Origin of the sequence: Gryllotalpicola ginsengisoli DSM 22003 (genome assembly GCF_000419445.1) — a bacterium.
GTDB lineage: Bacteria > Actinomycetota > Actinomycetes > Actinomycetales > Microbacteriaceae > Gryllotalpicola > Gryllotalpicola ginsengisoli.
In genome coordinates, this window is the sequence record NZ_AULK01000003.1 from 61,958 (window position 1) to 88,318 (window position 26,361).

The 26,361-nt window shown below is 67.9% G+C and carries 25 protein-coding genes; 13 read left to right on the forward strand and 12 right to left on the reverse strand.

What is annotated here, in order from left to right; genetic code table 11:
* Positions 1-103: 103 nt before the first annotated feature.
* The 5 genes from H563_RS0107025 to dnaA all read right to left on the reverse strand — a co-directional run bounded on the left by H563_RS0107025 (position 104) and on the right by dnaA (position 5,759).
* Positions 104-598, reverse strand: coding sequence for a DUF721 domain-containing protein (locus H563_RS0107025; protein ID WP_022881898.1), 495 nt, complete (start codon positions 596-598; stop codon positions 104-106).
* Entirely contained in the window at positions 595-1,770 is a 1,176-nt protein-coding gene (recF, locus tag H563_RS0107030) for a DNA replication/repair protein RecF (RefSeq protein WP_022881899.1), read from the reverse strand. The genes H563_RS0107025 and recF overlap by 4 nt, the downstream gene beginning before the upstream one ends.
* Before the next feature lie 73 nt (positions 1,771-1,843).
* Positions 1,844-2,731, reverse strand: coding sequence for a phosphogluconate dehydrogenase (NAD(+)-dependent, decarboxylating) (gene gnd / locus H563_RS0107035; protein ID WP_022881900.1), 888 nt, complete (start codon positions 2,729-2,731; stop codon positions 1,844-1,846).
* 21 nt (positions 2,732-2,752) lie between these two features.
* Positions 2,753-3,895, reverse strand: a complete 1,143-nt coding sequence (gene dnaN, locus H563_RS0107040) for a DNA polymerase III subunit beta (RefSeq protein WP_027479204.1) — start codon at positions 3,893-3,895, stop codon at positions 2,753-2,755.
* 430 nt (positions 3,896-4,325) lie between these two features.
* Complete coding sequence (gene dnaA / locus H563_RS0107045; RefSeq protein WP_022881902.1) at positions 4,326-5,759, reverse strand: chromosomal replication initiator protein DnaA; 1,434 nt, start codon at positions 5,757-5,759, stop codon at positions 4,326-4,328.
* A 374-nt stretch (positions 5,760-6,133) separates the two neighbouring features.
* Here dnaA and rpmH point away from each other — a divergent pair, with 374 nt between their 5' ends.
* The 8 genes from rpmH (at position 6,134) to H563_RS0107085 (ending at position 11,081) form a co-directional block, all read left to right on the forward strand.
* The gene (gene rpmH, locus H563_RS0107050; protein ID WP_022881903.1) at positions 6,134-6,271 is read left to right on the forward strand and encodes a 50S ribosomal protein L34; all 138 of its coding nucleotides are present in this window, start codon (positions 6,134-6,136) and stop codon (positions 6,269-6,271) included.
* Positions 6,272-6,287: 16 nt separating this feature from the next.
* A complete protein-coding gene (rnpA, locus tag H563_RS17645) occupies positions 6,288-6,626 on the forward strand; it encodes a ribonuclease P protein component (RefSeq protein WP_081416185.1) in 339 nt (112 codons plus the stop codon).
* Entirely contained in the window at positions 6,623-6,946 is a 324-nt protein-coding gene (gene yidD, locus H563_RS0107060; RefSeq protein ID WP_022881904.1) for a membrane protein insertion efficiency factor YidD, read from the forward strand. Before rnpA ends, yidD begins: the two co-directional genes overlap by 4 nt.
* Before the next feature lie 9 nt (positions 6,947-6,955).
* Complete coding sequence (gene yidC / locus H563_RS0107065) at positions 6,956-7,930, forward strand: membrane protein insertase YidC (RefSeq protein WP_022881905.1); 975 nt, start codon at positions 6,956-6,958, stop codon at positions 7,928-7,930.
* 21 nt (positions 7,931-7,951) lie between these two features.
* Positions 7,952-8,461, forward strand: a complete 510-nt coding sequence (locus H563_RS0107070) for a Jag family protein (protein ID WP_022881906.1) — start codon at positions 7,952-7,954, stop codon at positions 8,459-8,461.
* Positions 8,462-8,537: 76 nt separating this feature from the next.
* On the forward strand, positions 8,538-9,164 hold the full coding sequence (gene rsmG, locus H563_RS0107075; protein ID WP_022881907.1) for a 16S rRNA (guanine(527)-N(7))-methyltransferase RsmG: 627 nt from the start codon (positions 8,538-8,540) through the stop codon (positions 9,162-9,164).
* A gap of 124 nt (positions 9,165-9,288) precedes the next feature.
* Positions 9,289-10,119 carry a ParA family protein gene (locus H563_RS0107080; RefSeq protein ID WP_155865112.1) on the forward strand — a complete coding sequence of 277 codons (831 nt, stop codon included), beginning with the start codon at positions 9,289-9,291 and terminating at the stop codon, positions 10,117-10,119.
* A complete protein-coding gene (locus tag H563_RS0107085; RefSeq protein ID WP_022881909.1) occupies positions 10,119-11,081 on the forward strand; it encodes a ParB/RepB/Spo0J family partition protein in 963 nt (320 codons plus the stop codon). The genes H563_RS0107080 and H563_RS0107085 overlap by 1 nt, the downstream gene beginning before the upstream one ends.
* Before the next feature lie 30 nt (positions 11,082-11,111).
* On the opposite strand, the gene H563_RS0107090 is transcribed toward H563_RS0107085, so the two are convergent.
* From H563_RS0107090 to H563_RS15465, 6 genes are all read right to left on the reverse strand, one after another.
* Entirely contained in the window at positions 11,112-12,092 is a 981-nt protein-coding gene (locus H563_RS0107090; RefSeq protein WP_022881910.1) for a D-alanine--D-alanine ligase family protein, read from the reverse strand.
* Between the two features lie 25 nt (positions 12,093-12,117).
* Positions 12,118-13,431 (reverse strand): aminotransferase-like domain-containing protein, encoded by a 1,314-nt coding sequence (locus H563_RS0107095; RefSeq protein ID WP_027479205.1) that lies wholly within the window; start codon positions 13,429-13,431, stop codon positions 12,118-12,120.
* Positions 13,432-13,608: 177 nt separating this feature from the next.
* Positions 13,609-13,935 (reverse strand): thioredoxin, encoded by a 327-nt coding sequence (gene trxA / locus H563_RS0107100; protein WP_022881912.1) that lies wholly within the window; start codon positions 13,933-13,935, stop codon positions 13,609-13,611.
* 31 nt (positions 13,936-13,966) lie between these two features.
* Positions 13,967-14,935 carry a thioredoxin-disulfide reductase gene (trxB, locus tag H563_RS0107105; protein ID WP_022881913.1) on the reverse strand — a complete coding sequence of 323 codons (969 nt, stop codon included), beginning with the start codon at positions 14,933-14,935 and terminating at the stop codon, positions 13,967-13,969.
* 72 nt (positions 14,936-15,007) lie between these two features.
* On the reverse strand, positions 15,008-16,612 hold the full coding sequence (gene murJ, locus H563_RS0107110) for a murein biosynthesis integral membrane protein MurJ (protein WP_022881914.1): 1,605 nt from the start codon (positions 16,610-16,612) through the stop codon (positions 15,008-15,010).
* Positions 16,605-18,752, reverse strand: a complete 2,148-nt coding sequence (locus H563_RS15465) for a DUF6049 family protein (protein ID WP_022881915.1) — start codon at positions 18,750-18,752, stop codon at positions 16,605-16,607. The genes murJ and H563_RS15465 overlap by 8 nt, the downstream gene beginning before the upstream one ends.
* A 103-nt stretch (positions 18,753-18,855) precedes the next feature.
* On the opposite strand from H563_RS15465, the gene H563_RS0107120 reads away from it, so the two are divergent.
* The 4 genes from H563_RS0107120 to H563_RS0107135 are packed head-to-tail and all read left to right on the forward strand — an operon-like array spanning position 18,856 to position 23,355.
* The gene (locus H563_RS0107120) at positions 18,856-20,283 is read left to right on the forward strand and encodes a CCA tRNA nucleotidyltransferase (protein WP_022881916.1); all 1,428 of its coding nucleotides are present in this window, start codon (positions 18,856-18,858) and stop codon (positions 20,281-20,283) included.
* Positions 20,280-21,158: a carbohydrate ABC transporter permease gene (locus tag H563_RS0107125; RefSeq protein ID WP_027479206.1), complete on the forward strand. Its 879-nt coding sequence runs from the start codon at positions 20,280-20,282 to the stop codon at positions 21,156-21,158. Before H563_RS0107120 ends, H563_RS0107125 begins: the two co-directional genes overlap by 4 nt.
* Positions 21,145-21,996, forward strand: coding sequence for a carbohydrate ABC transporter permease (locus H563_RS0107130; RefSeq protein ID WP_033210003.1), 852 nt, complete (start codon positions 21,145-21,147; stop codon positions 21,994-21,996). Before H563_RS0107125 ends, H563_RS0107130 begins: the two co-directional genes overlap by 14 nt.
* A gap of 24 nt (positions 21,997-22,020) precedes the next feature.
* The gene (locus H563_RS0107135) at positions 22,021-23,355 is read left to right on the forward strand and encodes an ABC transporter substrate-binding protein (protein ID WP_022881919.1); all 1,335 of its coding nucleotides are present in this window, start codon (positions 22,021-22,023) and stop codon (positions 23,353-23,355) included.
* Here H563_RS0107135 and H563_RS0107140 read toward each other — a convergent pair.
* Positions 23,352-24,362, reverse strand: coding sequence for a LacI family DNA-binding transcriptional regulator (locus H563_RS0107140; protein WP_022881920.1), 1,011 nt, complete (start codon positions 24,360-24,362; stop codon positions 23,352-23,354). The two genes, H563_RS0107135 and H563_RS0107140, sit on opposite strands and share 4 nt — an antisense overlap.
* A gap of 131 nt (positions 24,363-24,493) precedes the next feature.
* Between H563_RS0107140 and H563_RS0107145 the strand changes: the two genes are divergently transcribed.
* Positions 24,494-26,350: a glycoside hydrolase family 127 protein gene (locus H563_RS0107145; protein ID WP_022881921.1), complete on the forward strand. Its 1,857-nt coding sequence runs from the start codon at positions 24,494-24,496 to the stop codon at positions 26,348-26,350.
* Positions 26,351-26,361: the final 11 nt, after the last annotated feature.

Sequence of the window (26,361 nt, forward strand, 5' to 3'; positions counted from 1 at the left end):
CGCACTGGAAGTGTCAGTCCATGCTATCAAGCGGGGAGCGCTTTCCCGGGCTTCGCCGCCCTTCTGACGCGTTTTCTTCGCCCCTGTGGACAGATTTGCCCTCTCAGCCGTAGGTATCGCGAGGGCCGCGCCCTGGAATCGACCTGGGACCGTATTTCCAGCTCGGTACGTCCGGCCCGTTGAAGCGGATCGACTGGATGCCCGCGCGGGGGTACCGCTCGGCGATCGCTTTGAGCAGCTCGTTGCGCATCAGCCGCAGCTGGGTCGCCCACGCGGTCGACGCGCAGCGCACCGTCAGCACGCCCTCCTCGATCCCGATCGGCTCCGATTTCGCCGCCGTCGTCTCGCCGACCAGCTCGGACCAGGCGCCGATCAGCTCGGCCTTGTCCAGTTCCGAATCCCAGCCGAGTTCGGTGGTCAGCGCGTCCATGACCTGGCCGAGGCCGCGCGGGTCCCGCCCGGGCTCGTAGGGCAGGCTCCCCGGCTCCTCTTTCTCACGACGTGCGCGGCGAGATGTGCGTGCCGGAGCACCGCCGAAGAGCGCCTTCAGGCGCAGGTAGACGACGGATGCCTCGCTCCGCCGCTCCTCGTCGCTCACTGTTCCACCACCTCGCCGGCCTTGATCCTCACCAGTCGCGCCCCGAGCCCCTCCGGCACATCCTCGAGCACCGCCGCGGTGATCAACACCTGTTCGAAGCCGGCGATCGACGCCGCCAACGCCCGCCGCCGCCCCGCGTCGAGCTCGGCGAAGACGTCGTCCAGCACGAGCACGGGGTCACCCGTGGCCGACTGACGCCGCAACAGCTCGGCCGACGCGAGCTTGAGCGCGAGGGCGAACGACCAGGATTCGCCGTGGCTCGCATAGCCCTTGGCCGGCAACTCGTTGAGCTCGAAGAGCAGCTCGTCGCGGTGCGGGCCGACGAGCGTCAGCCCGCGCTCCAGCTCCCGGCGCCTCAGCTCCGCAAGTGCGGCGCGGAACCGATCGGACGTGCCTATCCCTCCCGTCGTCTCGGGCGAGACGTTCCGCGCGGCCGCCGCTACGGCATCCGTCTCGTCATCGTCGCCGACGGCGCCCAGAATGCTGAGCCGCGGCGTGATGCGCGGGTGCTGGTCGACCCCCGCCACCGCCTGATACGCCTCCCGCAACGGGGTCGCGAGTTCGCCGACGAGGGCCGTGCGCTGATCGATCAACTCGACGCCGAGCTCGACGAGGCGCTCGTCCCAGATGTCGAGGGTCGTCAGCTGGCCGGCGCGCAGGCCCTGCGCCCGGGCCGACTTCAGCAGCGAATTGCGCTGGGTGACCACGCGGGCGTAGTCGGCCTGCACCCCCGCCAGCCGGGGAGAGCGCTGCACCAGCAGTTCATCGATGAAGCGGCGCCGCGTGCTCGGTTCGCCGCGCACAAGGGCCAGGTCCTCTGGGGCGAACAAGACGCTCGAGAAGTACCTCGGCAGCTCGCGCGTGCGCACCGCCGACCGGTTGACCTGAGCCTTGTTGGCCGCCCCGCGATTCAGCTGCACTTCCACGAGCAGCTCTCGTTCCGCATGGCGCAGCAGGGCACGGATGACAGCACTGTCGGTTCCGGCGCGGATCATCGCCTGATCGCTCGCGGTGCGGTGCGAGCCGAGGGTGGCCAGGTACCCGAGCGATTCGACGAGGTTGGTCTTGCCCTGCCCGTTCGGCCCGACGAACACCGTCACCCCGGCCTCGAGTTCGACGTCCGCCGAACGATAGTTGCGGAAGTCGGTGAGGGAGAGCCGTTTCACGTGCAACGGTCGTCTCCTCCTTTAACGGACTCCGCTGGTCGACCCACCGCGGGTGAGCCGACCAGCGAGAGTCGACTGATTAGTCGACGGCCTTCACGGCGTGACCGCCGAACTGGTTGCGCAGGGCGGCGACGGCCTTCATGGCCGGCGAGTCCTCCTGGCGCGATACGAAGCGGGCGAAGATCGACGCGGAGATCGTCGGCAGCGGCACCGCGTTGTTGATGCCCTCCTCGACGGTCCAGCGACCCTCGCCGGAATCCTGCACGTAACCCTCGATGTTCTTGAACTCGGGGTCGGCCTCGAGCGCCCGCACCAGCAGCTCCAGCAGCCAGGAGCGCACCACGGTGCCGCGCTGCCAAGCCTTGAAGGTGCCGGTGACGTCTTTGATGATGTCCTTGCGGGTGTCGAGCAGCTCGTAGCCCTCGGCATAGGCCTGCATCAGCGCGTACTCGATGCCGTTGTGCACCATCTTCGCGTAGTGGCCGGCGCCGACCCCGCCCACGTGCACGAAGCCCTCTTCCCGCGGACCCTCAGGGCGCAGCGCGTCGAAGACGGGCATGACGCGCTCGACCTGCTCGGTCGAGCCGCCGACCATGAGTCCGTAGCCGTTCTGCTGACCCCAGACGCCGCCCGAGACGCCGGCGTCCATGTAGTCGATGCCCTTCGCGGCCAGCTGCTCCGCGTGGCGGAAGTCGTCGGTGAACTTCGAGTTGCCGCCGTCGATGACGAGGTCGCCCGGCTCGAGCAACCCCTCCAGGTCGGTGATGACCGAGTCGGTGATCTTGCCGGCCGGGACCATCACCCAGACGGTGCGCGGAGTCGGCAGAGCCTTCACCAGCTCGGCGAGGCTGGCGACGTCGGAGACGTCGGGGTTGGTGTCGTAGCCGGTGACTTCGACGCCGCTCTTCTCGAGGCGGGCGCGCATGTTGTTGCCCATCTTGCCGAGACCGACGAGACCGATGTGCATGGGAGTCCTTCTTCTTGTCTACTAGCGCAGCAGCAGGTTGGGCTGCAGCAGGTACTTGTAGTTGTCGCTCCCGGCCTGTTCCCTGCTGGTCTGGCTCGTGATGAGCACAGGGCCGGGTTTGTTGGGGTTGTCGGTCTTGGTGAACGAGATGCGCACGAACTCCGAGTGCACCGAGCTCAGACCGTCCAGCAGGAACTGGGGCTTGAGCGAGACGACGGTGTCCTGCCCAGTCAAGAGAGCGTCGATGCTCTCCGAGGCTTGTGCCTGCTCCGAACCGATGGCCTCAAGGGTGAGACCCTCGGAGGAGAAGCTGAATCGCAGCGCGGCTTCACGTTCGAGCACGATCTGCACCCGACGCGTGGCTTCGATCAAGTCGCCGGTGTTGAGGACCGCATAGTGGTCGACGGATTCGGGGAACAGCCGCTTCACCGGAGGGAAGTTGCCCTTGATGAGCAGCGACGTCACGGTCTTCTGGTCTGCGGTGAAGGCGATGAGTTCGCGGTCGTCGTTGTTCTGGATCGCCACCTGGATGGTCGAGGCGTGGCCGAGGGTGCGGCCGATCTCCTGCAGCGTCCGCGCCGGAACGAGAGCGGTCGCCTCGGTGACTCCGGCCGAGCCGTCCCAGTCGATCTCCCGCACGGCGACGCGGTAGCGGTCGGTGGCGACGAGGCTCAGCACGTTGTCGGCGATCTCGAGCTGCACACCCGTGATGACCGGGGTCACATCGTCGCGAGATGCTGCGACACCCACTTGGGCGACGGCCTCCGCGAAGGCGTCGCCGGGAACGAGACCCGCCGGCTGGTCGACCGACGGAAGCGTCGGGTACTCCTCGACCGGCATCGACAGCAGGGTGAAGTGGGCCGAGCCGCAATCGACCGAGATCTTCCCCTCGTCCGTCGCGAACTGCACGGGAGCGTTCGGCAACTTCGACACGATGTCGGCCAGGAGACGGCCCGAGACCAGGATCACGCCGGGCTCCTGCACCTCGGCCGCGATCTCGGTCTGCGCCGACACCTCGTAGTCGAAGGAGGCGAGGGAAATGCCCGAGTCCGTGGAGCGGATGAGCACTCCGGACAGGATCGGGAGGGTCGTGCGCTGAGGCAGGAGTTTGACGGCGAATGAGACGGCGTCACTCAAGACGTCGCGATTGGCCTGAAACCTCAAGACGCACCCCTCACGGGTCGATCGACGGAACGCTGACCATGCTAGCGCCGCCGGATGGGCACCGGACAAACGCGAGGTTCACCGGTCGGCGCCCACGGTCGAGGTTGTGGGAAGCCTCTTACATCGAATGATTCGTTAACGGTCTTAACCCGTGTGGAGAATGTGGATAACTCGGCGGAGAAGAAGCCAGAGGCGGGAACTACATCCGTGTGAGTTGTCAGCAGCTTGTGGTGTGAGGGCGAAGCGAGCACTGACGCGGCACGGCCGGGGAGGCATCCGACTCACAACTTCGCCGAAGCCGCCCACACCGCTGCGGCAGTTATGCCTTAACTCTCCACATGGTTTTCCACAGTGTGAAAAAGCGCGGCAATACCGGGCCCGATGCAAGTCCTCCGTCAAGGGGACGCGATCCGGGGTCGACCGGTGATCGTCAGCGCCGGATCTGCTTGATGCGGCTGGTGAGCTCGGTCACCTGGTTGTAGATCGAGCGGCGCTCCTTCATGAGCTCGCTGATCTTCTTGTTCGCATACATGACCGTCGTGTGGTCGCGGTTGCCGAACAGCTGCCCGATCTTCGGCAGCGAGAGGTTGGTCAGTTCACGGCACAGGTACATCGCGATCTGGCGGGCCGTCGCGATGGCCTGCGAGCGCGAGGAGCCGTAGAGGTCGTCGACCGACAGTTTGAAGTAGTCCGCCGTCGCCGTGATGATGTCGACCGGTGCGATGACGTTGTCGTCGTCGAGGGTCACGAGGTCTTTGAGCACCGTCTGCACCAGGCTCATGTCGACAGGGGTGCGGTTGAGGCTCGCGAAGGCGGTGACGCGGATCAGCGTTCCTTCGAGCTCGCGGATGTTGCTCGACACCTTGGTCGCCATGAACTCGAGGATGTCGTCGGGCACCATCACCTTCTCGCTCTGCGCCTTCTTGCGCAGAATCGCGATGCGCGTCTCGAGGTCGGGCGCCTGGACATCGGTGATGAGACCCCACTCGAAGCGGCTGCGCATGCGGTCTTCGAAGCCGGTGAGGTGCTTCGGCGGCAGGTCGGAGGTGATCACGACCTGTTTGTTGTGGTCGTGCAGCGTGTTGAAGGTGTGGAAGAAGGCCTCTTGCGTCTCCGCCTTGCCCTGCAGGAACTGGATGTCGTCGATCAGGAGGATGTCGATGTTGCGGTAGCGGGCCTGGAAGCTCGCGCCCCGGTTGTTCTGGATCGAGTTGATGAAGTCGTTGGTGAACTCCTCCGAGCTCACATAGCGCACCCGGATCCCCGGATAGAGGCTCATGGCGTAGTGGCCGATGGAGTGCAGCAGGTGCGTCTTGCCCAGCCCCGAATCCCCGTAGATGAACAGCGGGTTGTATGCCTTCGCCGGCGCTTCGGCCACCGCGACGGCCGCCGCGTGAGCGAACCGGTTCGATTGACCGATGACGAAGTTGTCGAAGCTGTACTTCGCGTTCAGCCGCGTCTCGGTCGACCGCGGGGCGACGGTGAGATCGGATGCCTCGAGCGGCGGCGCCACCGCCACCGGCTGTTCCCGCACCGCCGTGTGCGCCGGTGCCGCTGGCAGGGGCTCGCCGGTCTGCAGGATCTCCTGCTCGATCTCGGGATTGACGACGATGGCGAAAGTCGTCACCTCGTACGAGGGATCCAAGGCACCGATCGCGGCGAGGAGCGGCATGCGGCTGCGCTGCTCGATCATCCCCCGGGTGAACTCGTTCGGAACCTCCAGATAAAAGGTTCCTGCCATGATGCCCTTGGGTTCGACGAGGCTGAGGAATCCGTAGAGCTGCGGGGTGACGCGCTCATCCTTTTCCAGGGCGGCGAGGATGGTCCTCCATGCCTGGTCGAGGGTGGCGTCACCGTCGGTCATAGCTCCCCTGGTTTCTCGTCTCGCCCCTGTTATGCACACCGTTATCCACCGCCGATTCTTGGGAATCCGAAGGCGACGTGGCGCCCGACGAACGGACCTGGGGATAACTGTGTCAGCCACGGTAGTGAACGGTGCGGCTGTGGACAAATCCCGAACGGGGCATAGAACGAGGGTTCCGCGGCGTGTCGCGCGTGTCCGCCCAGGAATGAGCCGAGATAATCCACGGTTGCCCGGGGCCGGTTTGAAGTTGTGTGCTTCGGCCCGTAGAGTTATTTGGTTGACTCGGCACCCGTTTCGGGTGCTCCAGAATCCTTCCGGCCTGTCCGCCCTCGCTATCGGCGGTGGCCCGCGCACAGATCGAGAGACGAATCACTATGAGCAAGCGAACCTTCCAGCCCAACAACCGCCGCCGCGCCAAGGTGCACGGTTTCCGTCTTCGCATGCGCACGCGTGCCGGCCGCGCGATCCTCGCCGCCCGTCGTCGCAAGGGTCGCACCGAGCTCAGCGCGTAACCCACTCGGTACGGCGGTGCTCGCCAAAGCCAACCGCATCGTTCGAGGTGCCGACTACAAGGCCGTCGTACGCAAGGGGTCGCGCTTTCCTGCTCCGCACACCCTGGTCTACGTGCGCATGAACCCGGATTCGTGCGCGGTGCGCTTCGGCTTCATCGTCGGAAAGACCGTCGGATCGGCGCCGGTTCGGAACACGGTACGACGCAGATTGAAGGCTGCCGCCTACGATCTGCTCCCCGAGGTTCCGGCCGGCGCCGACATCGTCATCCGGGCGCTTCCAGCCTCCGCGCAGGCCTCCTGGTCTACGCTCCATCACGAGATCTCCCAAGCCATCCACAGGGCAGGAACACGATGACATCCGCGATCCGCAGCTTCGCGCTCGCCGTGTGGCTGCTTCCTCGCAACATCGTGGTTGCGTTGCTGCGCGGCTACCGGGCCCTGATCTCGCCGTTGTACGGCGACGTGTGCCGTTACTATCCGTCCTGCTCCGCCTACGCGCTCGGCGCCGTGCAAGAGCACGGCGTCTTCGTCGGCGGGGCCTTGGCCGCACGTCGTGTTGCGCGATGCCACCCGTGGGCCGCGGGCGGCGTCGATGACGTGCCGCCCTCTCGAACTCACCGCTATCGACGCACCCGTTTCGGGTTCGTCGTCGCCTCCCCCCATGGAAAGGGCTGATCCGTACCGATGGAGAACTTCTTCCTGACGATCCTCTGGCCGATCAGATGGCTGGTCGAGCTGGTGCTCGTCGCGTGGCACTGGTTGTTCAGCGCCCTGGGCATGGACCCGGCCGGCGGGCTGACGTGGGTGCTCTCCATCGTGGGCCTCGTGATCGTCGTGCGTGCGGCACTGATCCCCGTGTTCGTGCGGCAGATCAAGAACCAGCGCAAGATGCTCGAGGTCGCGCCGCAGATCAAGAAGATCCAGGACAAGTACAAGGGCAAGCGCGACCAGCTCTCTCGTGAGGCGATGAGCCGCGAGATGATGGAGTTCTACAAGGAGACGGGAACCAACCCTCTCGCCTCGTGCATCCCACTGCTCATCCAGATGCCGATCTTCTTCTCCTTGTTCTCCGTGCTGAACAACGCGCAGCACGACAAGGTGGGCGTGGGCCCGTTGAATGCCGCGCTTTCCAAGTCCTTCGGTCATGCATCGCTCTTCGATGTGGCGCCGCTGCACATGAGCTTCCAGGACGCGCTCAACGAACACAACGCGGCCGTGATGATCGTCGCCGCCGTGATGGTCGCGCTCATGGTCGCGTCGCAGTTCTACACGCAGCTGCAGATCATGTCGAAGAACATCTCCGACGAGACCAAGAACAGCCCGCAGTTCCGGCAGCAGCGGATGCTGATGTACTTCCTGCCGTTCATCTTCCTGTTCTCGGGCTTCGCCTTCCCCCTCGGCGTGATGTTCTACTGGCTCACCACCAACATCTGGACGATGGTGCAGCAGTTCCTCGTCATCCGCGCCATGCCGACACCGGGCAGCGAGGCTGCTCGTCGCCGGGAAGAGCGCCTCGCTCGCAAGCGCGAGGCGCAGTTGGCGGCCGGCAAGATCGTGCTCGCCGAGCCGGCGGTGGAAGGCGGCGAACCCGTCGTGAAGCGGGTCAGCACGCAGCGCGTGCAGCCCAAGAGCAACAAGCGCGGCAAGAAGCGCCGCTAGAGGCCAGAAGGACCCGGGATCATGAGCGACACCACCACTGAAGAGAACTCGCCCGTCGCCGACGGCGACGACGAGGAGCTCACCCTCGATGACGAGGGCGACATCGCAGCGGACTACATCGAGGGACTTCTCGACATCGCGGATCTGGATGGTGACATCGACATCGAGGTGCGCGGGGAGCGCGTCTACCTGTCGGTCTCGACCGAGACCGGCGATCTGAGCGCACTCGCAAAACCGGAGGTGGTGCGCGCGTTGCAGGAGCTCACACGCCTTGCGGTGCAGAACCAGACCGGAGAGTTCTCGCGGCTGATCCTCGACATCGGCGGCTCCCGCGACGTGCGGCAGCAGGAGCTCGCCACGCTGGTGGATCGGGCGATCGCCAAGATCGAGGAGGGTGCTGTGCAGGCATCGCTCCCGCCCATGTCCTCCTACGAGCGCAAGCTGGTCCACGACCTGGTCGCCGAACGCGGCTACGTGTCCAACTCGCACGGCGAGGGAGCAGAGCGCCACACCGTCATCACCCGCTCGTAGCCTGCTGGCGACATCGCGCTGGGGACGGGCGACGCAGCGCCCGGCGGATGTTTCACGTGAAACCGGAGGGGAACGGATGACGGAGCTCGAACCGGAGCCCGACGCGGCCGCGAGCCTGTTCGGCGAGCGCATCGAACTCGCACGACGATTCACCGCTGCGCTGGCGCAGCACGGCGAGGAGCGCGGACTGATCGGCCCGCTGGAACCGCCCAGACTGTGGACCCGGCACGTGCTAAACTGCGCGGTCGTCGCGCCGCTGCTGCGTCCGGGTCTGGTCGGCGACATCGGTAGCGGGGCGGGTCTGCCGGGACTCGTGCTCGCGATAGCGCGGCCCGACGTACACCTCGTGCTGATCGAGCCGATGGAGCGCCGTGTTGCCTGGCTGGAGGAGCAGATCCAGGCCCTCGGCCTCGACAACGTCGCGGTGGTGCGCTCGCGCGCGGAGGACGTGCGGCTGGAGCATCCGTTGGATCAAGTGACGGCCCGCGCGGTGAGCGCACTTCGCAAGCTGATCCCGCTGGCCGCTCCCCTGTTGCGCCCAGGCGGCGAACTGGTTCTCATGAAGGGGGCCGGCGCGCAAGCCGAGATCGAGGCGGCCGCCAAACAGCTGTCGAAGTACAGAGTGCGGAACGTCGAAGTCCTTGTGCTCGGTGAGGGAGTGCTCAGCGAAGTGACCAGGGTCATCCGGGCTACAGTGAAATGACTGACGCGAAGACGACCGACCACTCGACGCCGACCGCAAGGGATCACCGTTTCACGTGAAACAAGCCGACCAGAACAACGACGACGCCGTCCAGGCTCCCCCGCTGCTGCGCGAGCTCACCGACATGACGCGACGTCGCATGGCGGCGGAAGCGCAGGTGCTCCCCCTGCCGTCCAAGACGCGCATCTTCACCATCTCGAACCAGAAGGGTGGCGTCGGTAAGACGACGACCGTCGTCAATCTGGCGTCTGCGCTGGCGAAGTACGGCGCGCGAGTGCTCGTCATCGACCTCGACCCGCAGGGCAACGCGTCTACCGCCCTCGGGGTGGAGCACCGCGAAGGCACCCCGAGCGTCTACGACGTGATCGTGGGCGAGACGCCGATGGAAGACGTCGTGCAGCACAGCCCCGAAGCCGAGGGGTTGTTCTGCATTCCCGCGACGATCGACCTCGCCGGTGCGGAGATCGAGCTGGTATCGATGGTGGCGCGGGAACAACGGCTGTCGCGGGCGCTGCAGGAGTACCTCTCGGAGGTCGACTTCGACTACGTGTTCGTGGACTGCCCGCCCTCGCTGGGCCTGTTGACGATCAACGCATTCGTCGCCGCCACCGAGGTGCTGATCCCGATCCAGTGCGAGTACTACGCGCTGGAGGGTCTGAGCCAGCTGCTCAAGAACATCCAACTGATCGAGAAGCACCTGAACCCGAAGCTCAAGCTGTCCACCATCATCCTGACCATGTACGACCAGCGCACCAATCTCGCGCACCAGGTCGCCGCCGACGTGCGCGAGCACTTCCCGAAGGAGACGCTCGACACGGTCATCCCCCGGTCGGTGCGCATCTCGGAGGCTCCCAGCTACGGTCAGTCCGTCATCACCTACGACTACGGGTCGTCGGGGTCGCTCGCCTACCTCGAGGCCGCAGTCGAGATCGCACGAAGAGGAGTACCTCGGTAATGGCAAAGCGCACAGGACTCGGTCGCGGCATCGGCGCGCTGATTCCGACGTCGACGGAAGGCGCAGCGCGCCCCACGGACGTCTTCTTCTCGACCACGGATGCTGCGGCGCCCGCGACCGCGCAGCGATCGGGCGACGCATCCGATCTCGTCGCGGTGCCGGGCGCGCGCCTGGCCAACCTCTCCCCCGACGACATCGTGCCCAACGCGGCACAGCCGCGCACCGAGTTCGATCAGGAGCTGCTGGACGAGTTGATCGCGTCGATCCGCGAGGTCGGCGTGCTCCAGCCCGTCGTCGTGCGCCCGATGAAGGGCGACGAAGGCAAGTACGAGCTGATCATGGGCGAGCGGCGCCTGCGTGCGACGAAGGCGCTCGGCTTGCCGACCATCCCGGCCGTGGTGAAGGACACCAAGGACGAGGACATGCTGCGCGATGCGCTGCTCGAGAACCTGCACCGAGCGCAGCTGAACCCGCTTGAAGAGGCGTCCGCCTACCAGCAGCTGCTGATGGACTTCGGCATCACCCAGGAGGAGCTCGCCGCGCGGATCGGACGCTCGCGCCCGCAGATCTCGAACACGCTGCGGCTGCTGAAGCTGCCGGCCCCGGTGCAGTCCAAGGTGGCGGCCGGAGTGCTGTCCGCAGGGCACGCCCGGGCGATCCTTGCGGCCGGGGACCCCGAGTCGATGGCGCGTCTGGCCGACAAGATCGTGAATGAGGATCTGAGCGTGCGGCAGGCGGAGGCCGTCGTCAGCAAGGCGCCGAAGCCCACGCGCACCAAGCCGACGGCCGGCCGCCACAAGGGGCACCTCGATGAAATCGCCGAGCGGCTGGGCGACCGGCTGAACACGCGGGTGAAGATCTCGCTCTCGTCGCGTAAGGGGCAGATCACGATCGACTTCGCCACGATCCAGGACCTCAACCGGATCCTCGGCGAGCTGGGCGAGCCGGACTACGCCGGCTGAGCCTCCGTTTCACGTGAAACGGCCCAGGATTCAGCTGTGGCCGAGCAGCGCGGCGTCGAAGTCGCGGATCGCCAGCTGTGCGAGGCCGACGTACACGGCGCCGAGGTCGAAGCCCGCGGCCTGGATGGCGAGGGGGACGAGCGAGGTCTCGGTGAGCCCTGGAAGCACGTTGGCCTCGAGGAACCAGGGTGTTCCGTCGGCGTCGACGATCAGGTCGACCCGCGAGATGTGGCGAAGCCCGAGCGCGTTGTGGGCGTCGACCGCCGCCTGCGCAGCAGTGGCGGCAACCTCGGGTGCCAGGCGGGCGGGCGTGAAGAAGTGCGTCTCCCCCGCGTTGTAACGCGCTTCGAACGAATACACGCCGTGGTTCGGAGAGATTTCGACGGCCGGAAGCGCCTGGGGTCCGTCTCCTGTGTCGAGCACCGTGATGGCTATCTCGGTGCCGACGACCTTGCGTTCGAGCAGGGCGACATCCGCGTAGGTGTAGGCGGTGACCATCGCACGAGGCAGCTCGGCGTCGTCGTCGACCAGTGTCACACCCTGCGCCGACCCGCCCTGGGACGGTTTGACGACGAGAGGCGAGCCGAGATGGTCGCGCAGGGTGCCGAGAACGGCGCTCGCACCGAGCTCACGGAAGGTCTCGCGAGGCAGGGTGACCGACGTCGGCGTCCGCACGCCGGTTCGCGACACGACCGTCTTCGCGATGGGTTTCAGCCATGCCAGCCGGGCGGGTTCGGGGCGCGCGCCCACGTACGGGACGCCGGCCGCCTCGAGCAGCGCGCGCAGGGCGCCGTTCTCTCCGCTGGCGCCGTGGAGTGCGGGCCAGACGACGTCAGGGCGTTCGGCCTCCAGGTAGCCGAGCAACGAAGCATCCGGTTCGCGCATGACGACACGGTGCCCATGCGCCTGCACGGCGTCAGCGACGCGGCGGCCCGAGCGCAGCGAGACGTCGCGCTCGTGAGAGATGCCTCCTGCCAGCACCAATACATTGAGGCGGTTGAAATCACTCATGATCAGGGAGTTCCTTTCATGCCGCTCAACGCATATCCGACGGCGGGTAGCTCACGCCGTCGGTGCGCGTCGGCGCGAACTCGCCGGTTCCGGCGAAGGTTTCGAGCAGATCCAGCTCCCCGTTCACAACGTTGGCGAGTCGGCGGATGCCGATCCGGATCTGATCGGGAGTCGGGTAGCAGAAGGAGAGGCGGATGTTGTGGCGTCCGCCGCCGTCCGCATAGAACGCGGTGCCGGGCGTGTACGCCACCAGCTCCTTGACCGCACGGGGCAGCATCGCTTTGGAGTCGAGAGCGGGCGGAAGCGTCAGCCAGACATAGAAGCCGCCGTTCGGATTCGTCCACGAGAGCTCGGGCAGGTGCTCGGCCAGCGCGGCGAGCATCGCCTCCTTGCGCTCCCGGTACACACCGCGGAAGATGTCGATCTGCCCACGCCAGTCGGCCTTCGAAAGGTACTCGGAGACGACGAGCTGGGTGAAGGAGGACGGAGAGAGCACTGCTGCTTCGTTGGCGAGGATGAGTTTCTCGCGGATGGCGTGCGGGGCGAGGGCCCAGCCGAGGCGGAATCCGGGCGCCAGCGTCTTGGAGAAGGTGCCGAGGTAGACGACGCCCTCATCCTCGATCGATCGCATCGCAGCGGGTGGGCGATCGCCGAAATAGAGCAGTCCGTACGGGTTGTCCTCGAGCACGAGGATCCCCTCGGCGGCGCAGATCTCGAGGATCTCGAGGCGGCGCTCCCAGCTGAGCGTCACCCCGGCCGGGTTGTGGAACGTGGGGATGGTGTACAGGAACTTGATCCGGCGCCCGGCGGCCTTGAGGCGGGCGATGTGCTCACGCAGGGCGCCGGGAAGCAGGCCGTGCTCGTCCATCGGCACGTGGTCGACCTCGGCCTGGTACGAGCGGAAGATGACCATCGCGGTGACGTAGCTGGGCCCCTCTGCGATCACGACGTCGCCGGGGTCGAGGAAGAGCTTGCTGAACAGCTCGAGGGCGTGCTGCGAACCCGTGGTCACGACCACGTCGTCGGCGGAGCCGCTGATGCCCTCCAGCGCCATGACCTCGAGGATCTGCTCACGCAGGCGGGGCACGCCCTGACCGGAGCCGTACTGCAGGGCCGTGGGGCCCTCATCCGCCATGACCTTCTGCATCGCCCCGGTCACCAGCTCCTGCGGCAATGCCGACACGTAGGGCATGCCGCCGGCGAGGGAGACGACCTCGGGGCGTGACGCGACGGCGAAGAGAGCTCGGACCTCGCTGGCGGCCAGCCCAGCGGTGCGGGCGGCGTAGGAGTCGTACCAGGGATCCAGGTTGTTGCCCCGCGCGGGCAGGCTCTGCGTCACGTGTTCGTCCAATCTCGACGGTTCGTCAATCGTAACGGGCGGCTTAACGGCGGAAGGCCCCGTTTCGCATGAAACGGGGCCTTCCGAAAGTAGAGGGACCGCCCTTCGAGACGCGCTGCGCGCTCCTCAGGGACCGCCCTTCGAGACGCGCTGCGCGCTCCTCAGGGACCGGGCGACCTACGCGAGGAACTCGGCGAGGTCGTGCTCGAGCGCCGGCTTCGGCTTGGCACCGATGACGGTCTTCTTGACCTCACCGCCCTGGTACACCTTCATCGCCGGAATCGACGTGATCTGGTACTTCGCCGCGGTCGCCGGGTTCTCGTCGACGTTCAGCTTCACGATCTCGATCTTGTCGGCGTGCTCGGTCGCGATCTGGTCGAGGATCGGCGCCACCGCGCGACACGGGCCGCACCACTCGGCCCAGAAGTCGACGAGGATCGTCTTGTCGGAGTTGAGGACGTCGGCCTCGAACGAGGCGTCGGTCACGGCCTTGGCTGCGGACATATTCTTACTCTCCTTATGAGGGGCTGATGCGCTAGTTGGCGGCCTGCAGGGCCGCCGCGGTGACGGATACCTGGGCCTGGTCCAACGCGGCGAGGTAGTGCTCGGCGTCGAGGGCGGCGACGGTGCCGGACGCAGCGGCGGTGACCGCCTGCCGGTAGGTGGGGTCGATCACGTCGCCGGCGGCGAAAACGCCCGGCACGCTGGTCTTCGAGCTGCGCCCCTCGACCTTGATCGTGCCGAACTCGGTGAGCTCGAGCTGACCGTGGAACAGATGGACGCGCGGCTCGTTGCCGATGGCGATGAACAGTCCGTCGAGGTCGAGGTGACTCTCCGAGCCATCCGTCGTGTCACGCAGCGTGACGCCGGTGACGGCCTCGGTGCCGGAGATGCCGACCACCTCCTTGTTCCACGCGAACTCGATCTTGTCGTTGCTGAACGCGCGCTCCTGCATGATCTTGGAGGCCCGCAGCGTGTCCTTGCGGTGGATGACGGTGACCTTGTCGGCGAACTTGGTGAGGAAGGTCGCCTCCTCCATGGCGGAGTCCCCGCCGCCGACGACCGCGATGTTCTTCTGGCGGAAGAAAAAGCCGTCGCAGGTGGCACACCAGGACACGCCGTGTCCGGAGAGGCGGTCTTCGTCGGGAAGGCCCAGGCGCCGGTACGCGGAGCCGGTGGCGATGATGACGGTGCGGCTCTCGAAGGTCTCGCCCGAGCCGGTCACGACGCGCTTCACGGGACCCTCGAGCTCGACCGCGACGACGTCGTCGAGCAGCACCTCGGTGCCGAAGCGCTCGGCCTGCTGCTGCATCTTCACCATCAGGTCGGGGCCCATCACGCCCTCGGGGAAGCCCGGGAAGTTCTCGACCTCCGTCGTGTTCATCAGCTCGCCGCCGGCCTCGACCGACGAGGCGATCACCAGGGGCTTCAACTGGGCGCGCGCCGCGTAGATGGCTGCGGTCCACCCGGCGGGGCCGGACCCGATGATGACGACGTCACGCACGTGTTGCTCCTTGGAAGACTTTCGCCCGCGCGAGGGCAGGCGTCAGAGGGGTAGAACACATCCTAGGCAGAACTATTCCGTGACCCGGGAGCGGCCGAGGCGAGCCCGGGCGATCGCCCAGACATCCGCCAATTCAGGTGTGCGCAACGCGCGCAAGATGGCGATATACACGGCCAGCATGATGAGGCCCGCCACCGCCATGGAGACGATGGCGGTCAGCGGGGTGGCCACGGTGAACCGGCCGCCGTCGATCAGGCTGAGCAGCAGCATGACGACGACGCCGACGGCGAAGGAGATCAGCGCGGCGATGAAGCTGCGCACGAGGGTCTGCACGATGTTGCGGATGTCGAGACCGCGCAGCCGGCGACGCAGGAAGTACATCGCCAGCGACGCCTGCACGGAGCCGGCGATGGAAACGGTGACGGCGATCGCGGCCACGCGCACGTCGAGGGGAAGGCGCAGGCAGATCAGCAGCCCGATCACGACGAGCGACGACTGCACCAGCGTGTAGAAGAACGGCGACCTGGTGTCGCCCAGGGAGTACAGGGCGCGCAGGGTCACGAATCCAACGACCGAGGGCACGAGTCCGAGGAGGAAGCCGATGAGCACCACCCCGTAGGCGAACCAGTCGGCGGTGAACACGCGTGAGAACGAGAAGGCGGTGAGGATGAGCACGGCCGAGCAGAACGTGATGAGCAGCACGTTCGACCGGACGGCGGCCGAGTAGTCGGCCTTGAACGCGTCGTACCGGGCGTCGCGTGCATCCTCGGCCATGCGCGTGAAGTACGCGGTCACGATGGACACGGCGATGATCGAGTACGGCAGCATGAAGATGAGCCAGGTCGTGCTCAAGGCCTGCGAGCCGGCCCGGTGCGCGCCGGAAGCCGAGTTCGCGACGAAGGTCTCGAACGCGCCGGCGAGCTGCGTGCACACGAGCATGGCGAAGGTCCACCCGGCGGCCCTGCCGACATCGCGCAACTGCATGCCGCGCCAGCGGAAGTCGAGGCGGAAGCTGAGCCCGACACGGCGCCAGGCGAGGAACAGGATGAGCGCCTGCGCGGCGATGCCTATCGTGGCGCCGCCGGCGAGGATGAAGATCTTGAGCGGCGGCCAGGCGCTGGTGTCGCCGACCGTGTGCGGGCCGTAGGCCCACATGAAGACCGCGAGCGAGGCGATCGACACGATGTTGTTGAGCACCGGCGACCAGGTGAACGGCCCGAACGACTTGCGCGCGTTCAAGACCTCGCCCAGCAGGGAGTAGAGGCCGTAGAAGAACACCTGCGGCATCGACCAGTACGCGAACGCGATCGCGAGCTGCGTCTCGGGGCCGCGGATGCCGAAGATGTACATGAACTGCGGCGCAAGCAAGGTCGCGATGACGGTGAGGAACGCGAAGACGCAGATGCCCAGCGTGACGAGCTTGTTGATGTAGGCGCGCCCGCCGTCGCTGTGCTTGGCCGCCCGCACCAGCTGCGGGATCAGCACGGCGTTGAGGATGCCCTGGCTGATGATGGCGTAGACCGTGTTGGGCGCGCTGTTGGCCGTGTTGAACGCATCGGTCACGAACCCGGTGGCGCCGATCGCCTGCACGAGCAGCCACTGTCGGCCGAAGCCCAGGGCGCGCGAGACGATGGTTCCGGAGGCGAGGAAGGCGGTGGCCCGGCCGATGCTAGCCATCCGCGCCCTCGCCTTCGCCTGTCGGAGCGAGGGCGGCCCGCTTTTCGCGCCTGCGACGACGGATGCTGCGCACCAGACCGAACGCGAAGAATCCGACGATCAGCACGCCGAGCGCGAGGGCGCCGATGCCCTCCCAGTCGGCGCGGACGTCGACGCTGGCGCCCTTGGCGCTGCCGATCGGGACCCCCGACCGGCTGTAGAGCTGCAGATCCAGCCACACCGTGCCGTTGCCGAGCTGGGCCTTGACCGGCACCAGAACGTTCGCGCTGGAATCGGCGGGGATGACCCGGTCGGTGTCGGTGTCGATCTCGAGCAGCGGGGACGACGGCCGCGTGCGCAGCCGCACTTCCACGGGGTGGTCGAGCCGGTTGGTCACCGTGATCGGGATCAGCGCCTGGCTGCTGAGCTGATGGATCTTGCCCGGCGCGACGATCTGCACCGCCGAGAGGTCTTCGGCCGTCTTGGAGAGGTTCTTCGTGACCGCGGTCGACCAATCCGCCGACCCCGTCCAGCCGACGGCGAGCAGCGACAGCAGTTCATTGCGGGTCGGCGCGGTCAGCAGGCTCGGCTGCTGCAGCACGCTCGAGAACTGCGCGATGGTCTGGCCCGTCTCGGCGGACCCGGCGCGTTCGTCGCCCTCGCGGTCGATCAGGCGTTCCACGAGACTGATTCGGGACGCCGAAGCCTTGTGGTCGACGAGCTGCAGCCCTGTGGTGCGAGGAGCGACCAGGGCGTCGCGCAGGCTCGAGACGTGCGTCGAGCCGGAGCCGGCGACCAGCTCGAGCGCCGACACGGCGGCGCCCACATCGGCGGGCCAGAACCGGTCGAGCGCTGCCAGAACGACGCCGCCGTCCGTGGCGGAGCCGGCGGCGAGGGTGAGTTGCGCCTCGAGGGCGGCACGGGTGCTGGACTGTTCGAGAGGATCGGCGGCACGCATGGCTGCCGTGAGCGCGGCGCTGATGCCGTCGTCGGCGACGAGCGCCGTGCCGCCGGAGACCGGGAGCACCGTATTGGGCGTGCCCGTGAGCGAGGCCGCATTGGTGTTGGATCCCGACAGGATGGTCGTGGTGAGGCCGCCCCGCGCGAAGGTCTGCACGTCGGCCTGACGCACCTCGCCGGCCGCCGGCCAGGCGATCCCGCCCAGCGTGTAGGGCCAGTCGAGCAGTTCGGCCGTGGTCGGCAGCTTGCTGCTGCTCGTGGGGCTGGGCGACGGGGTCGCGGATGAATCCGAATCGCTGGGCGTCGGCGAGTCGGTCGACTCGCCGACGGTCAGCGGAGAACCGTGATCGCCTGGGTCCATCGCGTAATCGAAGGAGATCGGGGTGAGCTGCCGGGAGAGCCCGGCCTGCGACTCGAGGGCGGGATCGGCGTCGGCGTACTGCAGGGGGAAGGACGGGTTGCTGAGGGCCGCGAGGGAGCTCAACCAGTCCTGGGCGCTCTGGGGGGCGCTGCTGCCGAGCACGCGGATCGACGCGAGGATCATCGGATCGATGCCCAGGGTGAGCGACGGGGTCTGCTGGGCGATCTGCAGCTCCCGGGTCAACAAGCCGCCCGGCGCGGTGTAGGTGGCCAGGTCGTTCGACCCGATCAGCCCGTCGCTGCGGGCCGGGACCGTCAGCGGCATGACGACCGCCACCCCGAGGCTGTTCGCGCTCGAGCCCCGCCAGACCACCGTTCCGGTGCCGGTGCCGAGAGACCCGGCATCCGTCTTCACCGTCGCCGACAGCCCGTAGACCGCCGCGCTCTTGCCGCTCAGCTTGACCTTCGAGGCCGGAACGGTCAGGGTCGCGACGGCCAGCGTGGCACCGGGCGGGACCGCATCGGTCGCCGCGCTCGCGAGCGTGCGTCGCGGCAGCGAACCGGGCGACTTCTGCCACGCGGCGAGCGCGGTGCGACTCGTGATCGCGGACCGGGTGAGCTGAACGCTCACGGTGCCGGCCTCGATCGTCGAGGAGCCCGGGTTCTTCACGACGACGGTGACCGACAGGCTCTGTTTTCCGGAGAGCCGGCCGGCGTCGTCGGCGAACACCTGCACGGTCGGAGCGCTCGCGGAGTCGGTCGCGGCGTGGGCGGGCGCGGGGGACGCGACCAGTGCCTGCATGCAGAGCAGAATCGCGACCAGGGCGCCCGCTAGACGCATGCGTCGGCGCACCTGACCTCCTCTGCCGCCATGCGGTCGAGTCTACGGGGGCGCGGCTGAGGGGCCGCGGAGCGCCGCCGGTGCCCTCGCTAAGATCGCTGGCATGCAGAGCGTGGCCGATTCTCTTGCGCGCCTGCGCTCTCTGGCCACGTCGCCGATCGTCTCGCGCCTCGCCGAGGCGTTCGCCGACGCCGGCTTCGAGCTCGCCCTCGTGGGCGGCCCCGTGCGCGACGCGCTGCTGGGCCGCGCGGTGCACGACCTCGATCTCACGACGGATGCCCGGCCCGACGACATCCTGCGCGTCGTCGGTCCGCTCGCCGAGACGACCTGGGACGTCGGTCGCGCGTTCGGCACGATCGCCGCGCGGGTCGACGGCGAGACGGTGGAGATCACCACCTACCGCGCCGACAGCTACGACGGCGCGACGCGCAAGCCGACGGTCGAGTTCGGCGACAGTCTCGCCGGCGACCTGGTGCGCCGCGACTTCACCGTCAACGCCCTTGCGCTGCGCGTCCCGCAGATCAAGCTGGAGGACCCGTCGGGCGGGGTGGACGACCTGCTGGCGAAGGTGCTGCGCACCCCCATCGACCCGGCCGTGTCGTTCGGCGACGATCCGCTGCGCATGCTGCGGGCGGCGCGCTTCGCGGCGCAGCTCGGCTTCGAGGTGGCGGCCGAGACGATGGACGCGATGAGCCGGATGCGCGAGTCGCTGCAGATCGTCAGCGCAGAGCGCATCCGTGACGAGCTCGTCAAGCTGCTCGCCGCGCAGACCCCGCGGCCGGGCCTCGAGCTGCTCGTCCACACCGGTCTCGCCGAGTCGGTGCTGCCCGAGCTGCCGGCGCTCCGGCTCGAGATCGACGCCGAGCACCGGCACAAGGACGTCTACGAGCACTCGCTGACGGTGCTCGACCAGGCCATCGGATACGAGCACTCGCGCCACCCGGGCGAACCGCCCGACGTCACCCTGCGCCTGGCCGCGCTGCTGCACGACATCGGCAAGCCTGCCACCCGCAAGCTCGAGCCCGGCGGCGCGGTCAGCTTCTACAACCACGACCTGGTCGGGGCGCGGATGGCGCGCAAACGGCTCTCCGCCCTGCGATTCGACAACGAGACCATCGCCGCCGTCAGCCGGCTGATCGAACTGCACCTGCGCTTCTTCGGCTACACCGACGGGGCCTGGACCGACTCGGCCGTGCGCCGGTACGTGCGTGACGCCGGCGACCAGCTGGAGCGGCTGCACATCCTCACCCGCAGCGACGTGACCACCCGCAACAGGCGCAAGGCCGAGCGGCTCGCCTTCGCCTACGACGACCTCGAGGCCCGCATCGCCGAGATCAAGGAGCAGGAGGAGCTCGACGCCATCCGCCCCGACCTCGACGGCAACCAGGTGATGCGCCTGCTCGAGCTGAAGCCCGGCCCGGAGGTGGGCGAGGCGATGCGCTTCCTGATGGAGTTGCGTCTCGACGAGGGGCCGCTCGGCGAGGAGGAGGCGACCCGGCGGCTGCTGGACTGGTGGCGGGCGCGGCCATGAGCCGCCGCAGCGGTCGGGCGGGCGAGGCGCTGGCCGGCTACGCGATGCTCGCGCCCAGCTTGTTCGGGCTGCTCGCGTTCCTCGCCGTGCCGATCGGCGTCGTCGTCTGGCTGAGCTTCCAGAACTGGGACCTCATCGCCCCGCTGCGCCCGGTCGGCCTCGCCAACTGGCGCGACGTGCTCACCGACCCCGATTTCGGGCACGCGCTGCTGGTGACCGCGCTGTTCGCCCTCATGGTGGTGCCGGTGCAGACGGCGCTCGCGCTGCTGCTGGCGGTGCTGCTGACCCGCGGCCTGCCCGGCTCCGCGCTGTTCCGGGTGATCTACGTCATCCCCTGGGTGTGCGCGCCCCTCGCGCTGGGGCTGGTGTGGAAATGGATCTTCGCGCCGAGCTACGGTGCGCTGAACGCCGTGCTCGGCACGCACACGGCGTGGCTCACGGAGCCGGCGCTCGCGCTGCCGGCGATCGCCGCCGTCACCATCTGGTCGCAGGTCGGCTACGTCACCCTCTTCTTCATCGCGGGGCTGTCGCAGATCCCGGACCACCTGCTCGAAGCGGCCCGGGTCGACGGGGCCGGGCCGGTGCGGGTGTTCTTCTCGATCACGCTGCCGCTGCTGCGACCGACCATGTTCTTCGTGCTGGTGACGAGCGTCATCTCCGCCTTCCAGGTGTTCGACACCGTCTACGCGCTCACGCAGGGCGGTCCGCAGGGCGCCACCGACGTCGTCGCCTACGCGATCTACCACGAGGCCTTCACGGCGTTCGACCTCGGTCACGCGGCGGTGATGGCGCTCGTGCTCTTCGCCGTCCTGGTCGTGGTGACGCTGGCGCAGCAGCTCTACTTCCGTCGGAGGATCAGCTATGAGATCGGATGAGCGGCGGCGCAGGGTGCGCGGCGCGCTCGCCGGCGCATCCGTCTACCTCGTCCTCATCGCCGGCGCCGTGCTCACGCTCGCGCCGTTCGTGCTCTCGGTGATGACCTCGCTGAAGACCTCCAGGCAGTTGGCGACCGAGCCCGCGCTCGCCGCGCCGCAGCCGGCGACGGGACGCAACTACTCCGCATTGTTCGGGGCGGGGGAAGGCTTCGGGCACGCCCTCGCGGTGACCGCGCTGGTCGTCGTGGTGGTGCTGATCGGGCAGCTGTCGTTCTCGATCCTCGCGGCGTTCGCGTTCGCCCGGCTGCGGTTCCCCGGCCGCGATGCGCTGTTCTGGGTGTACCTGGCTACGCTGATGATCCCGCCGTCGGTGACCCTGGTGCCGCTGTACCTGATGATGACCGAGGCGGGGCTGCGCAACACCTTCTGGGGTCTCGTGCTGCCGTACCTGTTCGGGTCGCCGTACGCGGTGTTCCTGCTGCGCGAGTACTTCCGCGGCATCCCGCAGGATCTCGTCGACGCCGCCCGGCTCGACGGTGCCGGTCCCGTGCGCGTGCTGCTGCAGCTCGTGCTGCCGCTCTCGCGCCCCGTGATCGCGACCCTCGCGGTGATCACGGTGGTCACGCACTGGAACAACTTCATCTGGCCGCTCATCATCACAAGCGGTAACACGTGGCAGGTGGTGACCGTGGCCACTGCTAGCCTCCAATCCCAGTACAACGGGAACTGGACCCTGGTGATGGCCGCGACCACGCTCGCGATCGCGCCGCTGCTCATCGTGTTCCTCATCTTCCAGCGGCAGATCGTGCGCTCGATCGCGATCACCGGCTTCCGCTGACCGACCCGAGAAGGAGAACGACGGATGCCTCGACTGCGCGCCCTCGTCGCCACCGCCGCCCTGCTGGCCGCGGCGGGCGCCCTGCTCACCGGGTGCTCGCCGGCGTCGTCGGGAGCGACCACGCTGACGTTCCGCACCTGGGACGAGAACGCCGCGAAGGCGTACCGACAGTCGTTCGCGGCCCTGCACAAGAAGGACCCCGACCTCACGGTCAAGGTGGACGTCGTGCCGTGGGCCGACTATTTCACCAAGCTGCGCACAGACCTGGCCGGCGGCTCGGCCGACGACCTGTTCTGGATGAACGCGCAGAACTACAGCGAGTACGCGAAGAACGGCGCCCTCGTCGACGTCGACAAGGCACTGGGCACGAGCGCGAAGAAGGCCTGGGCCCCGCAGGTGGTCGACCAGTTCACGCAGGACGGAACGCTGTGGGGGGTGCCGCAGACCTCCGACGGCGGCATCGCGGTGTACTACAACAAGGAGCTCGTGCAACAGGCGGGCCTCACGGAGGCCGACATCGCGAAGCTCACGTGGAGCCCGGACCACGGGGCGGACGACACACTGCTGAAGGTCGCGCAGAAGCTGACCAAGGATTCGAACGGGAAGACCGCCGACCAGCCCGGCTTCGACGCCGACAAGACGGTGCAGTGGGGCTACAGCGCCGCCCAGGACCTGCAGGCGATCTACCTGCCGTTCATCGGCTCGAACGGCGGCACCTTCCAGAAGTCGGACGGCACCTTCACCTTCACGGATCCGAAGACGGAGCAGGCCTTCCAGTACCTCGTCGACCTGATCAACGAGTTCCACGTTGCGCCGTCGGCGGCCGACACCAACAGCGACGGCGACTTCACTCTCAACCAGTTCCAGCAGGGCAAGATCGCGCTCTTCCAGTCGGGGCTGTACAACCTGTCGAACGTCGCCGACAACGTCAAGTTCTCCTGGGGGGTCGTGTCGCTGCCGGCCGGTCCGGCGGGTGCCGTGAGCGTCACGAACGGCGTGTCCGTGGTCGGCAACGCGAAGAGCACCCACCAGAAGCAGGTCGCCGAGGTGCTGAAGTGGCTCGGGTCCGAGAAGGGCAACGCCTACATCGGATCCTCCGGCGCCAACCTGCCGGCGGTGCTCGACGCCCAGCAGGTCTACTTCGACCACTGGAAGAAGGCCGGTGTGGACGTGAGCCCCTTCTTCGACGTGATCGACGACAAGCCGACCATCCCGGCACCCGTCGGCGCGCACTTCTCCGACGCGTCCACGGCGTTCAAGCCGTACCTCGACGAGGTCTTCCTCGGGCGCACCTCGGTGAAGAAGGGGCTCGAGCAGGCGCAGAAGGCCGCCAACAAGGCGGTCACCGGCGGGGACTAGAGTTCGCCGAGCGTCGAGGCGCGCGACACGAGCCGCGGCGGCACTCGCTCGACGCCCGAGTGCTCCCGGCCGGCGATCTTGTCGAGCAGCAGCTCGGCCGCGCGACGCCCGATCTGGCCCAGTTTGGGGTCAACAGTGGTGAGCGTCGGGCGCGAGCCGCTGACCATGACGTCCCAGTCGTCGTAGCCGGTGACGGCGATGTCGGACGGAATGCGGACCCCGCGCTCGCGCAACCGCTCGGTGACGCCCCGGGCGATCTGATCGCTGCCGCAGGTGATGGCATCCGGCATCCGTGCGCCGTGTTCGAGCAGCGCTTCGGCGGCCGCTCGTCCCCATGCCTCGCTCCACTCCCCGAACAGCGGTGCGCCGTGCGGTTCGAGCCCGCGCTCGGTGAGACGTTGCGCCACGGCGTCGGCGCGAAGCCGTGCGCTCAAGTGGCTCACCGGCCCGGTGATGTGGGCGATGCGTTCTCGCCCGAGCGCGAGGAGGTGGTCGACGATGAGACGCATCCCTTCCGCCTCGTCGGCGACGACGGAGCTGTCGGCGGGGTCGTCGGAGGGAGCGTAGGCGTATACCGCCGGCAGGGCCGCGTCGATCGGATGCCGGGGCTCGGTTCGCCGCCCTGTCACAATCACCCCCTCGGCCCGCCGCTCGAGGACGTTGCGCAGGTAGTGCTGCTCGCGCAGCGGGTCGTCGCGGCTGTCGCAGAGGAAGACCAGCATCTTGCCGGCGGCGAGCGCGTTCTCCGCGCCGAGCATGATCGGGATGGAGAACCGGCCGATCGCGTCGCCCGTCAGCACGGCGACTGAGTAAGTGCGGCCGGAAGCGAGTGAGCGGCCGACGCCGTCGAACACGAAACCGAGGCGTTCGGCCGTCTCGCGCACCTTCTGCCGCGTGGCCTCGCGCAGCTGCCCCGTGTCGTTGAGCGCTTTCGACACGGTGGCGGGCGAGACGCCGGCCTCGCGGGCGATGTCGATCACGGTGATGCGCTTTCGGGGCGTAACCATGGCCGGACTCTTTCCAGAAAATTTTCCAAAATGCGGAATGCAAAGGATATAACCCATTGTGGTTGACGTCGCAAATCGGGCGGGGCTAGCGTGACAGAAAACGTGTTCCGATTTGGACTCAAGGGAGAGCCATGACCATCGTGTCCTCGGTGAGACCGCCCGCGTCGCCGACCGGTGTTTCAACCAGCGCATTGGGCGCCCTGCAGCCGCTCGGCATCGACGTCGCGCACATCACCGGCGGCTGGTGGGCTGGGCGGCAGCGCCGAATCAGGGAAGTGTCGATTCCCGACGGACGGCGCCAGCTCGAGGAGGCGGGCAACCTCGACAACTTCCGCATCGCCGGCGGGTCGCTCGAGGGTGAGATCCGCGGGCCGGTGTTCGCCGACTCCGACGTGTACAAGTGGCTCGAGGCGGCCGCCTGGGAGTACGGCCGGCAGCCGGACGAAGGGCTGCTGGCCGAGCAGCTCGAGATCACGGCGCTCGTGGCCGCCGCGCAGGAGGACGACGGGTATGTCAACACTGTCATCCAGATCCGCGGCGATCGCTACCGCAACCCGGCGCGCGACCACGAGCACTACTGCGCTGGACACCTCTTCCAGGCCGCCGTGGCGCAGTCGCGTTGCACCGGCCACGACGAGTTGCTCGAGGTCGCGATCCGCTTCGCGGACCACCTCGTGCGCACCTTCGGCGCTGGCAGGCGCGAAGACGTCGACGGGCATCCCGTCGTCGAGATGGGCCTCGTCGAGCTGTACCGCCAGACGGGCCGGGTCGAGTACCTCGACCTGGCGCGCTACTTCGTCGAGGCGCGCGGCCACGCGCTCACCACGCGCTACGGCGGGAACGCGACGTATCTCTCCGACCGCGTCCCGGTGCGGGAGGCGGCCACCGTCGAGGGTCACGCGGTGCGCGCCGTCTATCTCGCCGCCGGCGCCGCCGACGTCGCCGTCGAGACGGGCGACGAAGAGCTGTTGCGGGCGCTTGACCGGCAATTCGCGTCCATGACTGAGGCCAAGCAGTACGTGACCGGGGGCCTCGGTGCCCGCTGGGAGGGCGAGGCGTTCGGTGACCCCTACGAGCTGCCCGCCGACCGCGCATACGCCGAGACCTGTGCCGGCATCGGGGCGGTGCAGTGGGCATGGCGGATGCTGCTCGCCACCGCCGAACCGCGCTACGCGGATCAGATCGAGCATCTGCTCTACAACGCGGTGATGCCGGGCGTCTCCCTCGGCGGCGACGAGTACTTCTACGTCAACACGTTGCACCTTCGCGATGGGGCCGAGGCCGACAACGAGCGCAGCGCGGCAAGCGGTCGGCGCCGCTGGTTCGACTGCGCCTGCTGCCCGCCCAACGTCATGCGAACGCTGGCCCAGCTCGGCGGCTATCTCGCGACGGTCGACGAGCGCGGCCTGCAACTGCAGCAGTACGCGCCGTCTCGCATCACTGGCGCGCTCGCCGACGGTGAGTTCACCGTCGCGGTGCAGACCGACTACCCCTGGAAGGGCGCGGTCCGCGTCACCGTGGAGGCGGCGCCCGGGGGCGAGGCGGACCTCGCGCTGCGCATCCCCGCGTGGGCCGAGGGTGCAACCGTCGACGGTCAGGCGGTGGAGGCCGGCAGCTATGCGCATGTACGGCGCGTCTTCAATCCGGGCGACGTCGTCGAACTCGAGCTGCCGCTTCAGGCATCCGTCGTCACCGCGCACCCCCGAGTCGACGCCGTGCGCGGAAGCGTCGCGGTGCGTCGCGGCCCGCTCGTCTATGCGATCGAGCAGGCCGACCAACCGGACGGCGTCGTTCTCGACGATCTGCGGGTCGACCCCGACGCAAACTACGCGGCGCAGCACCGACCCGACCTGCTCGGGGGCGTCACGACTCTCTCGTTCCCGGCGGTGGGGCCCGACGGGCAGCGGGTGCAACTCACCGCGATTCCTTATTTCGCGTGGGCGAATCGCGGCATCGGTCCGATGCGCGTGTGGATACCGACGGTCTGAATCGCCGGGAA

Coding starts and splice junctions, on each gene's coding strand:
- murJ (WP_022881914.1), bottom strand. CDS start 16,612: ATGGCTAGCATCGGCCGGGCCACCGCCTTCCTCGCCTCCGGAACCATC.
- trxA (WP_022881912.1), bottom strand. CDS start 13,935: ATGTCCGCAGCCAAGGCCGTGACCGACGCCTCGTTCGAGGCCGACGTC.
- H563_RS0107130 (WP_033210003.1), top strand. CDS start 21,145: ATGAGATCGGATGAGCGGCGGCGCAGGGTGCGCGGCGCGCTCGCCGGC.
- rpmH (WP_022881903.1), top strand. CDS start 6,134: ATGAGCAAGCGAACCTTCCAGCCCAACAACCGCCGCCGCGCCAAGGTG.
- H563_RS0107085 (WP_022881909.1), top strand. CDS start 10,119: ATGGCAAAGCGCACAGGACTCGGTCGCGGCATCGGCGCGCTGATTCCG.
- H563_RS0107125 (WP_027479206.1), top strand. CDS start 20,280: ATGAGCCGCCGCAGCGGTCGGGCGGGCGAGGCGCTGGCCGGCTACGCG.
- H563_RS0107145 (WP_022881921.1), top strand. CDS start 24,494: ATGACCATCGTGTCCTCGGTGAGACCGCCCGCGTCGCCGACCGGTGTT.
- H563_RS0107120 (WP_022881916.1), top strand. CDS start 18,856: ATGCAGAGCGTGGCCGATTCTCTTGCGCGCCTGCGCTCTCTGGCCACG.
- H563_RS0107070 (WP_022881906.1), top strand. CDS start 7,952: ATGAGCGACACCACCACTGAAGAGAACTCGCCCGTCGCCGACGGCGAC.
- rsmG (WP_022881907.1), top strand. CDS start 8,538: ATGACGGAGCTCGAACCGGAGCCCGACGCGGCCGCGAGCCTGTTCGGC.
- H563_RS15465 (WP_022881915.1), bottom strand. CDS start 18,752: ATGCGTCTAGCGGGCGCCCTGGTCGCGATTCTGCTCTGCATGCAGGCA.
- H563_RS0107140 (WP_022881920.1), bottom strand. CDS start 24,362: ATGGTTACGCCCCGAAAGCGCATCACCGTGATCGACATCGCCCGCGAG.
- gnd (WP_022881900.1), bottom strand. CDS start 2,731: ATGCACATCGGTCTCGTCGGTCTCGGCAAGATGGGCAACAACATGCGC.
- yidD (WP_022881904.1), top strand. CDS start 6,623: ATGACATCCGCGATCCGCAGCTTCGCGCTCGCCGTGTGGCTGCTTCCT.
- H563_RS0107090 (WP_022881910.1), bottom strand. CDS start 12,092: ATGAGTGATTTCAACCGCCTCAATGTATTGGTGCTGGCAGGAGGCATC.
- H563_RS0107080 (WP_155865112.1), top strand. CDS start 9,289: ATGACGCGACGTCGCATGGCGGCGGAAGCGCAGGTGCTCCCCCTGCCG.
- H563_RS0107135 (WP_022881919.1), top strand. CDS start 22,021: ATGCCTCGACTGCGCGCCCTCGTCGCCACCGCCGCCCTGCTGGCCGCG.
- yidC (WP_022881905.1), top strand. CDS start 6,956: ATGGAGAACTTCTTCCTGACGATCCTCTGGCCGATCAGATGGCTGGTC.
- dnaA (WP_022881902.1), bottom strand. CDS start 5,759: ATGACCGACGGTGACGCCACCCTCGACCAGGCATGGAGGACCATCCTC.